Here is a 14,969-nt window from a genome sequence, read left to right as displayed (position 1 = left end):
AACTTTTTGCCATTAATCTTTAATGTAAGAATTTTATGAAAGATAAACGCATACTTTACGTTTCATCTGAGGTCGTTCCTTATTTGCCAGAAAATGACATTTCTTCAGCAGCCTTTGAAGCTCCGAAATTAATCAATGCAGCGGGTGGACAAACTCGTATTTTCATGCCTAGATTTGGAAATATAAATGAACGGAGACATCAGCTCCATGAGGTAATAAGGCTTTCCGGAATGAATTTGGTCATCAATGATTTAGATATGCCGCTTATTATTAAGGTGGCCTCTATCCCGAAAGAAAGAATGCAGGTTTATTTTATAGATAACGAAGATTATTTTAAAAGAAAAGCCACTTTTTCTGATGAAGATGGTGAGTTGTTTGAAGATAACGATGAGCGTGCCATATTTTTTGCAAAAGGAGTTATCGAAACGGTAAAGAAATTGAACTGGGCCCCAGACATCATCCACGTACACGGTTGGATGTCGTCCTTGCTCCCCATGTACTTAAGGCATTATTATGGTAATGAACCTTTGTTCTCCGATGCTAAAATTGTAACCTCATTATACAATCAAAGCTTTGAAGGGACGTTAGATGAAGAGATGAAGAAGAAAGTTTTGTTTGATGGCATTGAAGATGATGCCGTAGCGCACCTGGATAATCCTACCCACGATAATATTCTGAAAGTCGCCATCGATAATTCTGACGGTCTCGTCATTGGAAGCGAAGAGATTTCTGAAGACTTAAAAACTTATATCGAGAAGTCAGAACTTCCTATTCTTGCCTATGTAAAGCGAGAAGAAATGGCGAATGCTTACCAAACTTATTATTTAAGAGATATTTTAAACGAAGAAGAAGATTAATTATATGTCAAAATTTGCATTAAGAAGCCTGGCTTCAGTTTTTGTTTTAACCTTTCTATGGTCTTGTGAGAATGAGTATTCAGAAGTTGGAACAGACTTCATAAACAGTATAGCGATTCAGCCTGCTTACGAGATTGAAAATATTACAGCTTACAGCGTAAAACACAATTCCATTCAAACCAATGGTTCCAGTAATTATCTCCTGGGAAAGTACGATGATCCTGAGTTTGGAGTCTCCGAAACCAAAATACTCACCCAGCTTAGTTTGACAGGAACCAGCCCGGAATTTGCAGACAATACAGTCATAGATTCTGTGGTGATGACCCTTCCTTTTTACAGCAGACAAGTAGAAAATGAAGTGTATGAATTAGATTCTGTTTTTGGTGACGGGAGTTTTAAAATAAACGTTTTTCAATCCAATCATTATTTAAGAGATCTGGATCCGGGTTCGGAAAGTGATTTTAGAGAACAGCAGCTCTATTTCACCAATCAGCTGGATGAATTTAGGTCCAATATTGAATCTACTCCTATAGTGACTTCTCAAGTGATAGATCCTTCAGAATTTACAGAGCCCGTTGAGGTATTCCAATTATTCTCTGATGGAACAAAAGATACCTTGAGCCTGTCTCCAAGAATTCGAATTAAAATGCCTAATCAGTATTTTCAGGATAAAATCATCACGCCCTCTACGCCTGAAGCTTTGGTGAGTAACAATGCTTTCAAGAATTACCTGAGAGGCTTTTTGATTGAAGCCGAACAGCAGGAAACAGCTTCGAGCATGGCTTTGTTTAATCTCGATAATCCGGATGCTAATATTACGATTTACTTCAGAAATGAAGTCGAAGCCGGAGAAAATCAAACCGATCCAGTAATTAACTATGGTCAATATGTTTTGAATTTCAACGGGATAAAACTCAATCTTTATGATGATAATTTCGCTATAGACCTGTCTAATCAGAACCTTGAAGAAGGGGAAGAAAACATATACTTAAAAGGCGGTGAAGGCTCTTCAGGAATCATAGAACTTTTTACGGGCCCGGATCAGGATGGCGATGGTGTTTCTGACGAACTGGAGGAATTGAGAGCGAAAAACTGGCTGATTAATGAAGCTAGTTTAGATTTTTACATCAACGAGGATATTGCAGAATCTCCGAGGAACAGAATAAACAGAATTTTTTTGTTTAACCTGGACGATAATGTTGTTTTGGAAGATTTCGCGAGAGATCCGACAGCATCCGATAATCCAAATTTGTCGAGACAGGTGCATTTAGGTCCCTTAACAGAAGATGATAACGGAGATCTTTTCTATAAAATAAGATTAACGTCTTACATCAACAATGTCATTAACAATGATTCTACAAGTGTGCGTTTAGGCCTGTATGTCACGCCAAATGTTAATAATCCTAATTTGGTTAGAACCAGAAATACACAATCGGGTTTTTCTGAAAACGTTCCCAGAGCGATGTTGGAAACTCCTCGTGGTATTGTTCTTCATGGGAATCAATCTCCTAATGAAGCGAAAAAACTTAAGCTCAGAATAATTTATACCAAAACTAACTAATATCTATTTATATGTGTGGAATTGTAGGATATATAGGAGAGCAGCAAGCTTACCCTATTATACTTAAAGGCTTAAAACGCCTGGAATACAGAGGATACGACAGTGCGGGTATTGCCATTTACGATGGGAAAGACCTCAATTTTTGTAAAACCAAGGGTAAAGTTGCAGATTTACAGGAGAAATGCGAGGCTGAAATACCGCTCAAAGGAACTGTTGGAATTGGACATACGCGTTGGGCCACGCATGGCGAGCCCAATGATGTCAACTCTCATCCTCATTTTTCAAATTCCGGGAAACTGGCCATCATACATAATGGAATCATAGAAAATTATGAATCCTTAAAAAAAGAACTTCAAAACAGGGGCTACACCTTCTCATCAGATACAGACACCGAAGTCCTCGTGAATTTGATCGAGGATATCATGGTGAATGAGGAAGTAAAATTAGGTAAGGCGGTTCAAATCGCCCTGAATCAAACGGTTGGCGCCTATGCGATTGCCGTATTCGATAAAGCAAAAACCAACGAAATCGTCGTGGCCAGATTGGGAAGTCCGCTGGCTATTGGAGTTGGGGATAATGAATATTACATAGCTTCAGATGCCTCTCCTTTTATAGAATATACCAAAAAAGCCATTTATCTTGAGGATGGTGAAATGGCGGTTGTGAGATTGGGTAAGCACGTGAAAGTAAGAAAAATACAGGATGACTCTTTGGTAGATCCTTATATACAGAAGCTTCAGATGAATCTTGATCAAATCGAAAAAGCGGGTTACGATCATTTTATGCTGAAAGAAATTTATGAGCAGCCCAGTGCCATTAAAGACACGTACAGGGGAAGAATGCTGGCTGACCAAGGCATTATCAGAATGGCGGGCATAGATGATAATCTTGAGAAATTTCTTAATGCCAAGCGAATTGTAGTGGTGGCTTGTGGAACTTCATGGCATGCAGGATTAGTTTCAGAATATATTTTTGAAGATCTGGCCAGAATTCCTGTGGAAGTGGAATATGCATCAGAGTTCAGGTACAGAAATCCTGTTATCAATAAAGATGATGTGGTTATTGCTATTTCTCAAAGTGGAGAAACAGCAGATACCATGGCGGCTATCAAACTGGCTAAAGAAAATGGTGCTTTTGTTTTTGGAGTGTGTAATGTTGTAGGCTCCTCTATTTCCAGAGAAACCCATGCCGGAGCTTACACGCATGCAGGTCCGGAGATAGGAGTAGCTTCTACCAAAGCCTTCACCACCCAGATTACAGTATTGAGTTTAATAGCCTTGAAATTAGGCAAAGCCAAAGGCTCTATTTCTAACTCAGATTACCACATGTACCTGAATGAGATGGAACAGATTCCTGCCAAAATTGAAAAAGCCTTAGAATCGAATAAGCACATCGTCAAAGTGGCAGAGGTATATAAAAATGCAAAGAACTGCCTTTACTTAGGCAGAGGCTATAATTTCCCGGTTGCCCTGGAAGGAGCCTTAAAGCTTAAGGAGATTTCCTATATTCACGCTGAAGGATATCCGGCAGCAGAAATGAAGCATGGACCTATTGCGCTTATCGATGAACAAATGCCTGTGGTAGTTATCGCTACCAAAACCGGACATTATGAAAAAGTGGTCAGTAATATTCAGGAAATAAAGTCCAGAAAAGGAAAAATCATAGCCATTGTGACTGAAGGGGATACCTCGGTTAAAAGTATGGCAGACCATATTATAGAGGTGCCGGAGACTTTTGAAGCCCTTACGCCCTTGCTCACGACCATACCGCTTCAATTATTCTCCTATCACATTGCGGTAATGCTGGGCAAAAATGTGGATCAGCCCAGAAATCTTGCAAAATCGGTAACGGTAGAATAGATAAAAATCAATTTTTGATTAAATAGCATATTGCAATAAAAGATTTATTTAAATACTATATATTTGCAAAAAAATTTTAAATACGGATTTTCTCAGAAAATCCACTAAATAAAATCCTTAGATAATGTCTAAAGTTAAAGGTAAAATCACTCAAATTATTGGCCCTGTTATCGATGTAGAATTCGAAAACACCAAAGACTTACCAAGAATCTACGATTCTTTGGAAGTTAAACGTGAAAACAAATCAGATCTCATCCTTGAAGTACAATCTCACATTGGTGAAAACACTGTAAGAACCATTGCGATGGATTCTGCAGATGGCTTGAGCCGTGGAACCGAAGTGCTTAGCACAGGAAATCCCATTCAAATGCCAATTGGTAAGGATATCTACGGGCGTTTGTTTAACGTAACCGGAGATGCTATCGACGGTCTTGGAGATCTTCCTAAAACAGGAAAAGATGGGATGTCTATACACAGAGATGCTCCAAAATTTGAGGATTTAGCGGTAACTACAGAGGTTCTTTTTACAGGGATTAAAGTTATTGACCTTATCGAGCCTTATTCAAAAGGTGGAAAAATTGGTTTATTCGGTGGTGCAGGTGTTGGTAAAACCGTACTTATCCAGGAATTGATCAACAATATCGCAAAAGGTCACGGTGGTCTTTCTGTATTTGCGGGCGTTGGAGAACGAACCCGAGAAGGAAATGACCTGCTTCGTGAGATGCTCGAATCCGGTATTATCAAATACGGAGACGACTTTATGCATTCCATGGAAGAAGGCGGATGGGACTTGAAAAAAGTTGATAAAGCCGGTATGAAAGAGTCTAAAGCGACTTTCGTTTTTGGACAAATGAACGAACCCCCTGGAGCCCGTGCTCGAGTCGCTTTATCTGGTCTTACCATTGCTGAATATTTCCGTGATGGAGCAGGTGAAGCGCAGGGAAAAGACGTTCTTTTCTTCGTCGATAACATTTTTAGATTTACCCAGGCAGGATCGGAGGTGTCAGCACTTCTTGGTCGTATGCCTTCTGCTGTTGGATACCAGCCAACGTTGGCAACCGAAATGGGAGCCATGCAGGAGCGTATTACCTCTACCAAAAAGGGTTCTATTACATCGGTACAGGCGGTTTATGTTCCTGCAGATGACTTGACGGATCCGGCTCCGGCAACCACATTCTCTCACTTGGATGCTACCACAGTACTTTCGAGAAAAATTGCAGAACTTGGTATTTACCCGGCGGTAGATCCTTTGGATTCAACCTCTCGAATTCTGACTAGAGATATTCTAGGCGATGATCACTACGATTGTGCTCAGCGTGTAAAAGAACTCCTTCAGAAATATAAAGAACTACAAGATATTATTGCCATTTTGGGTATGGAGGAATTGTCTGAAGAAGATAAGCTTTCGGTATCCAGAGCAAGACGTGTACAACGATTCCTTTCTCAGCCTTTCCATGTTGCAGAACAATTTACAGGTTTAAAAGGAGTACTTGTTGACATTAAAGAAACGATAAAAGGATTCAATATGATTATGGATGGCGAACTCGATCACATTCCGGAATCAGCTTTCAACTTGAAAGGGTCTATCGAAGAGGCTATTGAAGCTGGAGAAAAAATGCTAAAAGAGGAAGCTTAAAAATACATTAAATGCACCTAGAAATAGTTAGTCCAGAACAAATTATACTCAGTGATGAAGTCAAATCTGTGAGTGTTCCAGGAATCAGCGGGGAATTTCAAATTTTGGATAACCACGCTCCTGTCGTTTCAGTTTTGAAAAAAGGATCGATAAAACTCGACTCCTCCGTCACTTTGCCTAAAGGCTCTAAAGACCAATTTTACAAAGAAGATTCAAAATTGTATTTTGATATTTCCGGGGGTGTCATTGAACTTAAAGACAATAAGGTGGTCATCTTAATCGATTAATATGACATCAAATCAATAAAAAAAAAAGGCCAATCCAAAAGATTGGCCCTTTTTTGGTTTTAATACATCGCTTAGATCGCCATTTCCGGAATATCGCCTTCTATGATCAAATCGCCTTCAGTGGCTTTTTGAATTTCTTCTACACTGACGCCCGGAGCGCGTTCCAGAAGTCTGAATTTTTTATCCACGATATCTAAAACAGCCATGTTGGTAACGATTTTAGTCACACATTCTACCCCCGTTAGCGGAAGTGAACAGGCTTTGAGTAATTTAGAATCCCCGGCTTTATTGGTATGCATCATAGCGACAATTATATTTTTGGCAGATCCTACCAGATCCATGGCGCCGCCCATGCCTTTCACCATCTTGCCTGGGATCTTCCAGTTGGCGATATTTCCATTCTGAGCAACTTCCATAGCGCCTAAAATGGTAAGGTCCACGTGCTGTCCCCGTATCATGCCAAAGCTCATAGACGAGTCAAAAAAGCTGGCTCCGGGAAGAGCGGTTATGGTTTGTTTTCCTGCATTGATGAGATCTGCATCGACCTCTTCTTCCTTGGGAAAAGGGCCCATGCCCAAAATTCCATTTTCACTTTGGAATTCCAATTCGATATCATTGCGAACGTAATTGGCTACCAGGGTCGGGATGCCAATACCAAGATTGACGTAATATCCATCCTGTACTTCCTGAGCAATTCGTTTTGCAATTCCGGTTTTATCTAACATATTATTTAATTTAATAATTTGAAATTTATGGTTTCTTTGAAGAAGATCTGATCTTGCTGGTTACTTTAATGATTGCCTTAAGGTCATCAATAGAATCTCTTTTGGAGCTAGATAATAATTTGAGGTTTTGCAGAGCTCAAGCCAATATTTAGTTTCGTTTGCTTCATTTGCAGCTATTTTAAATTTGTGAATAAAGCCAGCTTTAGTTTCTGCATTTTGAGCCTCTCTTATATTTGCACCTCTTGAGGTGTTACTTTTAAATAGTTGAGTTGCCATTTCTCATTTTCAAATTGACTTCATTCTTATTTATTGAGTGGTTCGTTGTTCTATGCGTTTTTCATAAGCCTCTCCCTGGAAAATACGCTGCACGAAGATGCCCGGGATATGAATAAAATTAGGATCCAATTCGCCTGGTTTTACCAGTTCTTCAACTTCCACAACGGTGACTTTTGCTGCTCCGCACATCAGCGGATTAAAGTTTCTGGCTGTCCCCTTGAAAATTAAATTTCCTGCTTCATCCCCCTTCCAGGCTTTGACGAAGGCGAAGTCGGCTACAAAGGCTTTCTCCATAATATGCGGTTTTCCATCAAAATCTCTAACCTCTTTCCCCTCTGCGACTTCTGTGCCGTAGCCAGCAGGGGTGTAGAACGCCGGAATGCCATTTTGAGCAGCTCTGCAGCGTTCTGCCAGAGTTCCCTGGGGAATGAGCTCTACATCCAGTTCTCCGCTGAGCATTTGGCGTTCAAATTCTGCGTTTTCGCCAACATAAGATGAAATCATTTTTTTGATCTGCTTCTTCTTTAAGAGCAGGCCTAAGCCAAAGTCGTCTACCCCCGCATTGTTTGAAATGCAGGTGACGTCCTGAACATTTCTTTTAACGAGCTCTTTTATAGAATTCTCGGGTATACCGCTGAGCCCAAAACCTCCAAGCATGAAAGTCATGCCATCCTGAACCCCTTCCAGTGCTTCGGTTACGTTATTTACAGTTTTATTGATCATTGATTTTTTTATTTAGGTTGAAAATACAGAATTTTAAATCGCTTTCCAATTTTTTTACAAAGCGCAGGATTGAGTTCAGGATAAGATTTAGGTTTATGTAAAACTTCAGTTTTAAGATGACTTTATATTCGGAAGCAGGAAAAATATGTAATTTTCAAGAAAAAGAATTCATGTCAGCCCAAGCCAATAACTTAAAACACGCCACAAGTCCGTATCTCCTTCAGCATGCTGAAAATCCCGTAAACTGGGAAGAATGGAGTCCGGAAGTCCTTCGGCGTGCTCAGAAAGAAAACAAGCCTTTGATCATAAGTGTAGGCTACGCGGCCTGCCACTGGTGCCACGTGATGGCTCACGAATCCTTTGAGGATGAAGAGGTAGCGGAACTGATGAATGCGCATTTTGTGTGTATTAAAATCGACAGAGAAGAGCGACCGGACATCGATCATATTTATATGGAAGCAGCGCAAATGCTAACCGGCAGAGGGGGGTGGCCACTCAATGCTTTTGCCCTTCCAGACGGGAGACCCTTTTATGCAGCGACTTACTTTCCTAAAGAAAACTGGAAAAAAGTCCTGTCTAACGTGGCCAAGGCCTATGCCTCCAGTTACGATCAGTTGCTGGAAACAGCCGAAAAGGTTACTGATGGGATTCAGATGTCACAGGAGCTTTCTCCTGTAGACGGTGAAAATGAATTTAGTTCTTCCAGTTATACCGATTTTATAATGAGCTGGCAGAACATTGTTGATTTGGAAAACGGAGGATTTAAAGGAGCACCGAAGTTTCCCATGTCTAATTCCTGGCAATTTTTACTTCAGTATTATAAGAGGACTCAGGATAATTTTGGTGCTGAAGCCTTTCTCAAAACCCTGGATGGAATGGCTCTCGGGGGGATTTACGATCAAGTGGGAGGAGGTTTTTCCAGATATGCTGTGGACGATAAATGGTTTGCGCCTCATTTTGAAAAGATGCTCTACGACAATGCCCTGCTTGTGAATGTCTATGCCAATGCCTATAGCTTATTTCCCAAACCAGAGTATAAACAGGTGATTTCTGAAACCATAGATTTTGTAAAGCGGGAACTGAAGCACCCTGAAGCCGGCTTTTATTCTGCTTTGGATGCCGATAGTGAAGGAGAGGAAGGTAAATATTATGTGTGGACCTACAGGGAATTAGCGGAAGTCCTTTCTGAAACCGAGCTGGACCTGGTTCAGGATTACTACAACATTTCCAGACGCGGAAATTGGGAATCCTCTAAAAACATTTTATATGCCCGCCAGTTTCCACAGGATTATGCAAAGGATCAAGGTCTGGATCTCAAAATTCTTAGAAAGGAGCTTGAAGATTTAAAAAACAAATTACATCGGTACCGACAAAAGAGAATTCGTCCTGCTCTGGATGACAAAATACTCACGTCCTGGAATGCTTTGATGATTTCGGGTTTGGTAGAAGCCTACAAAGCCTTGCGGAAAGAGGACTATTTAGAATTAGCTGAATCTGCTATTGAATTTTTATTGAAAACCAGATGGGTTGAAAATGAAAAACTTCTAAGGACGCGTAACGAAGAAAAATCCATTGTTGGATTTCTTGAAGATTATGCGTTTATGATTGAAGCGCTTATCAATTTATATCAGGTGACTTTCAAAATGGAGTATTTGAACAAGGCAAGACAACTGACTGAAATTTGCTTCAGAGACTTTAAAGAGAGATCGTCTTCCATGTTTCAATACACCTCCAAATCGGGAGAAAAGCTCATTTCCCGGACCTATGAAATCAATGACAATGTTATTCCTGCCTCCAATTCGTCACTGGCGAAGTCACTTTTCCTACTGGGCAAACTATTCGATGATGAAGCCTATCTGCAAACTGCTAAGAAAATGCTACAACAGGTCGAAGCCAAACTTTATAAATCCGGTCCTTATGCTGCCAACTGGCAAATTCTATATGGCTGGATGACCTTCCCGTTTTATGAAGTGGCTATCCTGGGTAAAAACGCTAAGGAAATGGCCTTAACCCTGCAATCTGATTACCAGAGCAACTGCGTTTTTCTTGGAGGGCAAGCCGAAGACCTGAAACTTTTAACCCATAAGCTGCCTAAGGATTCTTCAAAAACCATGATTTACATTTGTGAAAATAAAACCTGCCAGCAGCCCACAACCGATGTTGAAGTAGCTAAAAAACAACTGGGGTTTAAACCCAGTTAGTCCTTATACATTTTGATTTCAGTTTCTCCTTTCATGTTTTTGGTGGCTCTAAACATGCCGGGAGTATTGAATTCCATAACGACATTGCCTTTATTATCGATACCCACAATCCCGCCGGTTCCGCCGAGTTCTGTCAGTTTCTTTTGAATCACCCGCTGCGCTGCTTTTTCTAAACTGATACCTTGATATTCCATCATCGCAGAAATATCATGAGCCACGACGCCTCTTATAAAGTATTCTCCATGACCTGTAGCCGAAATCGCGCAGGTTTTATTATTGGCATACGTACCTGCTCCTATGATGGGAGAATCTCCAATTCTGCCGTATTTTTTGTTGGTCATTCCGCCAGTTGAAGTTCCAGCGGCCAGGTTACCCTCTTTATCCAAGGCGGCGCAGCCTACGGTGCCAAATTTCTCATTACTGAGGTAAAATTCGTTTGAAGAAAGTCCCTGCTCTTTAGCTTTGGAAGCTTCCAGGGCTTTTTTTCTTCCTTCAGTAATGAAGTAAGAATTTTCTACAAATTCGAGGTCATGTAATTTTGCAAACTCCTCTGCACCGGAGGCGCTGAGCATGACATGGTCAGATTTGTTCATCACTTTTAAAGCCAGATTAATGGGATTCTTGATATGCTGAACCCCCGAAATGGCTCCCGCATTTCTAGTCTTTCCTTCCATAATAGAAGCATCCAATTCTGCAATGCCGTCAGCATTCAACACAGCGCCTTTACCAGAATTAAACAGTGGAGAATTTTCCATCACATTGATGGTTTCTGTTACAGCTTCTACAGCGGTTCCGCCTTCAGCCAGAATCTTATGTCCTACACTGATCGCTTCTTCAAGTTTTGCTTCGTAGGCCTTTTGTAAAGAATCGGTCATGTATTCTTTTTTAATCACGCCAGCTCCTCCATGAATGACAATTCCGAATTTTGGGGTTTTTACAACATCCTTCTCTTTGCTAAGTTTAGGGGAGTCGTGACAGGCAATAAATAAGAGGCTAATGAGTAATAAAATTGACTTTTTCATAGGTTATAGGTTTAATAAGTATTCTAAGGCTGATTTATCAATGGTGATTAAACTGGAGGCTGGCAGACGTTTCAGGAGTCTTTGCCAGCGTTTGTCGTTCATGAACAAACGCTCAAATATAGGAACAGATTTGTTAACCTGATCAGAATTCACCAAAGCTACAGCTTTCCAAAATTTAATCTCCTGATTCGAAGGTTGTAATGTTTCAGCTTTCGCATAGGCTGCCAAAGCTGCATCTGGATTATCATTTTCCATGGCTACATCCCCCTCGCTCATGTACGCGTATGCCCTGTGAACATTCAATAACCTGGAAAGCTCTTCTACAGGTGTACGGTGATCTTCCACCCTCAGGTCTATTTTTTTATCCATCCAGGGGTGTTTCGGAGTGTCTTTACCTACTACAATAAGAGCTGCCGACTGTTTTCCTCTTATGTCGCCGCCGCTTGCCTGAGCTGCCTGCATGGCAGCTACAACGCGTTCAGCCAGCGGAAGATTGCTGTTTTCTTCGAATGCATCCCGCATTGCATAAACCACGTTTTCATCTTCCATCATATTCGCCTGTATGCTATACGTGTCTTCTACAATATGCAAAGCTGCTTCTACGCATTTTTCACCGGTAAAAGCAGCGATACTTCCGTCTTTGGAAAGCATGGCTACCTGCCTAAAGGCCACTCCCTCATCTTCTTTTTTAAGTTTCTCCAAAGCTCGTTCAGCAGAAAGGCCTTGTTCCATCAATCGTAAACCCTCATATCCATAGCGCTCGTTAACAAAAGACTGTGTAGCCACAACACCAACCCCAGATTTACCCCAGGAGACAGACGTTCCTACAGAAAACCAATGACTTTGAACTCCCACAGCCATATCTCCGGTTGCTGGATCCTGAGCCACAATGGAAAAGGTGTGTGCGAATTTATCTGAATTCGCAGGCTTTTGGGCAGACGTTATCAGAGGGAATAGCAAAAAGCAAAATAAGATGAATTTATAAAGCATAGATTTTTTTTTAAATTTATGTATTAATACCGAATTTGAAAAAAGTTTTTTACCTTATGGAAAATCAAATATAAATCGATACATGTCACGGGCATTTTCACAATTAAAACAGGTATTGGATTTTTTCGAATCTCCTGCATTTCTTATTTCTGCGATTGATGACAAGCTTACGGTGGTCGATATAAATGATAAATTGACCGCGGACTCATTGCGGGAAAAAAATTTTAAAGCCGATGAAGACTTAGATTACTTTTTAAAAATCAGTTTTAAGTTTGATGATGCCTCCGCTTCAAAATTTAGGAAGCAATTAAAATTATCGGATTCCACTCCTTTTTTTGAAATCGATTTTGAAGACCGATCTTATAAATTCGAATATAAACCTCTTGATTTTGAGGACAGAACCTTCATTTTTGTCACTGTGGAATCTAATAAAAACACCTCTATGAATAGGCAAGATTCTGAGGTTCAGTTTTATAAAAGAATATTTGACTCCCTGCCTATTGGTATTTCTGTAAACAGAATAGACGATTCCAAAACTTTATATGTTAATAGTGAATTCTCAAAAATTTACGGCTGGGAATTTGAAGACTTGACAGATGTAGAAGCCTTTTTTCAAAACGTGTATCCCGATGAGCAGGAAAGGGAGGAAATGAAAAATATTATTTTAAGGGATATTGAATCCGGGGATCCAAAGCGAATGCACTGGAAGAATGTAAGTATCACCACCAAAAATGGGAAACGAAAAATAGTAAATGCTAAAAACATTCCCTTATACGATCAAAACCTTATCATTTCTACAGTGACCGACGTTACTGAAAGTACTAGAACACAAAGGGAGTTAGAAAACGCGAAAACCAGATTTGGTCTTGCAGCCCAAGCGACCTCCGATGCCGTTTGGGACTGGGACTTAAGCGATGAAGAATTGTATTGGAGTGATGGTTATGAACGCCTTTTTGGTTATAAAATTAAGGGTAATAGAGTTTCTAAATCATTTTGGGAATCGAAGATACATCCCGATGACCTGACTTCTTTTTCTGACAGTTTAAAAGAAGCGCTGAACGATGAAGATCTTTACAAGTGGACTTTTGATTACAGGTTCCTGGATAACGATAAAAATTATGCCAATGTTCGAGAAAACGTTGTCATACTCAGGGATCTGAGTGGAAAACCCATCAGGCTTATTGGAGCCTTACAGGATATTACAAAGCCTCTAAAACGTGAAAACCATCTCAATCTACTGGAAAAGTTAGTGGACGGGACAAAAGATGCTATTTTGGTGACAGATGTTAAGAGCAACAGTTTTTTGAACTCTGAAATTGTTTACGTCAATTCTAGCTTTCAGCGCTTATTTGAATGTGATAGTTCTGAGATTATAGGGAAAACCCCTCAGGAATTCTATGTCACCCCTAAAAGTGCGGATATGTTTCTGGAATTGGAAACAGAACTGAGTCAATGGAATTCGGTAGATGCTGATATTTTAAGTTATACCAAAACGGATCTTGAATTTTGGAATAATCTTTCTATTACGCCGATAGTGAATGATGAGGGATGGTTCACACATTGGATGGTAGTCAATAGAAATGTAAGCGATCTTGTAACAAATAGACATAAAAAGGAACTTTTAACCTTTACGCATAGTGCTTTTCAGGGGGACGACTCCATGGAAAGCCTGCTTTGTAAAATATCTCTAAAGATAGAAGATCTGCTAAAAAGTGAATTCTGTGAATTCTGGCTAAAGGATTATTATTCAGACGCCTTATCAAAGGCGTTAAGATTTAAAAAAGGAGAACCTGTAGATCGTGATTCCGGACTTTTAAATTACAGGTCTGAAGATTTTGCCAATGAGATTTTTAAAACGGCTAAATCCAAACTCTTAATCCATAAAAACGGATCAAATTCAGAAGAAAAAAATAATATAAAACTGCGTTATGGGTTTCAGATTCGCTCTCATGAAGAATGCTTAGGCGTCGTTATACTCGGGTTCGATGATGCCTATGCAAGGGAAAAAACCCTGACCTCTATTTTTGGTGAGTTTTCTCTTCAACTTGGCAATGCGATCTCAAGAAAACGAACAGAGAAAGAAATGGGCATCTTTTTCGAATACACACCTGACTTTTTATGCATTTTCGGGAAGAACGGGTATCTGAAAAAGATAAACAAAAGGGCTTGTGAGACTTTAGGCTATGATGAAAAGACTATTTTGTCTACTCCTTTTTTAAACTATATTAAAGAAGAAGATCATGAGAAGACGTTAGCATTAGTCAGAAAAGCAAGAGAATACACTGGCTATTATTCCGATGAGATCAGAGCAATTACTAAGAATCGGAAAATTTTACATGTAGACTGGACGGTCTTTAGTCTTGATGAGGGTGATAAGGATGTTTTCTGTGTTGGCAGAGATATTACGGCTTACAAGGATAATCTAAGTTCGCTTAAAACTCAAAATGAGAAATTCAAAATCCTTTCTGAAACCGTTAAAGAAGCGGTGTGGGATTTTGATTTAATAGAAGAACGCATCATCTGGGGAAAAGGACTCAAAACTCTTTTTGGATACGACCCAGGAAAATTTGCAGTCGCAGAGGAAGTTTGGCTGGAAAAACTTCACCCGGAAGATAGAAAACGGGTGAAAGCATCTTTTGATTCTGCTTTGGATAAAGCGGAAGAAAATGAATGGCGAGAAGAATACAGGTTTAAAAAAGAAAACGGGTCTTATGCCTATGTTTTAGATAGAGGGACAATTGTAAGGGATGGCGAAGGCAAGGCCATAAGAATGGTTGGAAGTATTCAAGATATTTCAGAATATAAACATTGTCAAAAAAACAATTCATAACT

The 14,969-nt window shown here is 40.0% G+C and carries 12 protein-coding genes; 7 read left to right on the top strand and 5 right to left on the bottom strand.

Going from position 1 to position 14,969, the window contains the following annotated elements:
• The first annotated feature begins 35 nt into the window (after window positions 1-35).
• The 5 genes from G3567_RS00780 (at window position 36) to G3567_RS00760 (ending at window position 6,200) form a co-directional block, all read left to right on the top strand.
• Complete coding sequence (locus G3567_RS00780) at window positions 36-857, top strand: glycogen/starch synthase (RefSeq protein WP_164003268.1); 822 nt, start codon at window positions 36-38, stop codon at window positions 855-857.
• A gap of 4 nt (window positions 858-861) precedes the next feature.
• Window positions 862-2,418, top strand: coding sequence for a DUF4270 domain-containing protein (locus G3567_RS00775; protein ID WP_164003267.1), 1,557 nt, complete (start codon window positions 862-864; stop codon window positions 2,416-2,418).
• An 11-nt stretch (window positions 2,419-2,429) separates the two neighbouring features.
• Window positions 2,430-4,277 carry a glutamine--fructose-6-phosphate transaminase (isomerizing) gene (gene glmS, locus G3567_RS00770; RefSeq protein ID WP_164003266.1) on the top strand — a complete coding sequence of 616 codons (1,848 nt, stop codon included), beginning with the start codon at window positions 2,430-2,432 and terminating at the stop codon, window positions 4,275-4,277.
• 124 nt (window positions 4,278-4,401) lie between these two features.
• On the top strand, window positions 4,402-5,913 hold the full coding sequence (gene atpD, locus G3567_RS00765; protein ID WP_093364109.1) for a F0F1 ATP synthase subunit beta: 1,512 nt from the start codon (window positions 4,402-4,404) through the stop codon (window positions 5,911-5,913).
• Window positions 5,914-5,924: 11 nt separating this feature from the next.
• Complete coding sequence (locus G3567_RS00760) at window positions 5,925-6,200, top strand: F0F1 ATP synthase subunit epsilon (RefSeq protein WP_164003265.1); 276 nt, start codon at window positions 5,925-5,927, stop codon at window positions 6,198-6,200.
• Between the two features lie 71 nt (window positions 6,201-6,271).
• Here the strand turns inward: G3567_RS00760 and G3567_RS00755 are convergent, their stop codons facing one another.
• Genes G3567_RS00755 through G3567_RS00745 form a run of 3 tightly spaced genes read right to left on the bottom strand, consistent with a single transcriptional unit; the run spans window position 6,272 to window position 7,924 of the window.
• Entirely contained in the window at window positions 6,272-6,925 is a 654-nt protein-coding gene (locus G3567_RS00755; protein ID WP_164003264.1) for a 3-oxoacid CoA-transferase subunit B, read from the bottom strand.
• A gap of 60 nt (window positions 6,926-6,985) precedes the next feature.
• Window positions 6,986-7,201 (bottom strand): four helix bundle protein, encoded by a 216-nt coding sequence (locus G3567_RS00750; protein ID WP_235923415.1) that lies wholly within the window; start codon window positions 7,199-7,201, stop codon window positions 6,986-6,988.
• A 30-nt stretch (window positions 7,202-7,231) separates the two neighbouring features.
• Window positions 7,232-7,924, bottom strand: a complete 693-nt coding sequence (locus G3567_RS00745; protein WP_164003263.1) for a CoA transferase subunit A — start codon at window positions 7,922-7,924, stop codon at window positions 7,232-7,234.
• A 116-nt stretch (window positions 7,925-8,040) separates the two neighbouring features.
• Between G3567_RS00745 and G3567_RS00740 the strand changes: the two genes are divergently transcribed.
• The gene (locus tag G3567_RS00740) at window positions 8,041-10,125 is read left to right on the top strand and encodes a thioredoxin domain-containing protein (protein ID WP_235923414.1); all 2,085 of its coding nucleotides are present in this window, start codon (window positions 8,041-8,043) and stop codon (window positions 10,123-10,125) included.
• On the opposite strand, the gene G3567_RS00735 is transcribed toward G3567_RS00740, so the two are convergent.
• Together G3567_RS00735 and G3567_RS00730 are read right to left on the bottom strand one after the other, a co-directional pair.
• Window positions 10,122-11,147 (bottom strand): isoaspartyl peptidase/L-asparaginase family protein, encoded by a 1,026-nt coding sequence (locus G3567_RS00735; RefSeq protein WP_164003262.1) that lies wholly within the window; start codon window positions 11,145-11,147, stop codon window positions 10,122-10,124. The two genes, G3567_RS00740 and G3567_RS00735, sit on opposite strands and share 4 nt — an antisense overlap.
• A gap of 3 nt (window positions 11,148-11,150) precedes the next feature.
• Window positions 11,151-12,137, bottom strand: a complete 987-nt coding sequence (locus G3567_RS00730) for a DUF1028 domain-containing protein (protein ID WP_164003261.1) — start codon at window positions 12,135-12,137, stop codon at window positions 11,151-11,153.
• Between the two features lie 82 nt (window positions 12,138-12,219).
• On the opposite strand from G3567_RS00730, the gene G3567_RS00725 reads away from it, so the two are divergent.
• Window positions 12,220-14,967, top strand: a complete 2,748-nt coding sequence (locus tag G3567_RS00725; RefSeq protein WP_164003260.1) for a PAS domain S-box protein — start codon at window positions 12,220-12,222, stop codon at window positions 14,965-14,967.
• Window positions 14,968-14,969: the final 2 nt, after the last annotated feature.

The sequence above is a fragment of the Psychroflexus aurantiacus genome (assembly GCF_010820555.1).
GTDB classification, from domain to species: Bacteria; Bacteroidota; Bacteroidia; order Flavobacteriales; family Flavobacteriaceae; genus Psychroflexus; species Psychroflexus aurantiacus.
This window is presented reverse-complemented; position numbering and strand designations above follow the sequence as displayed.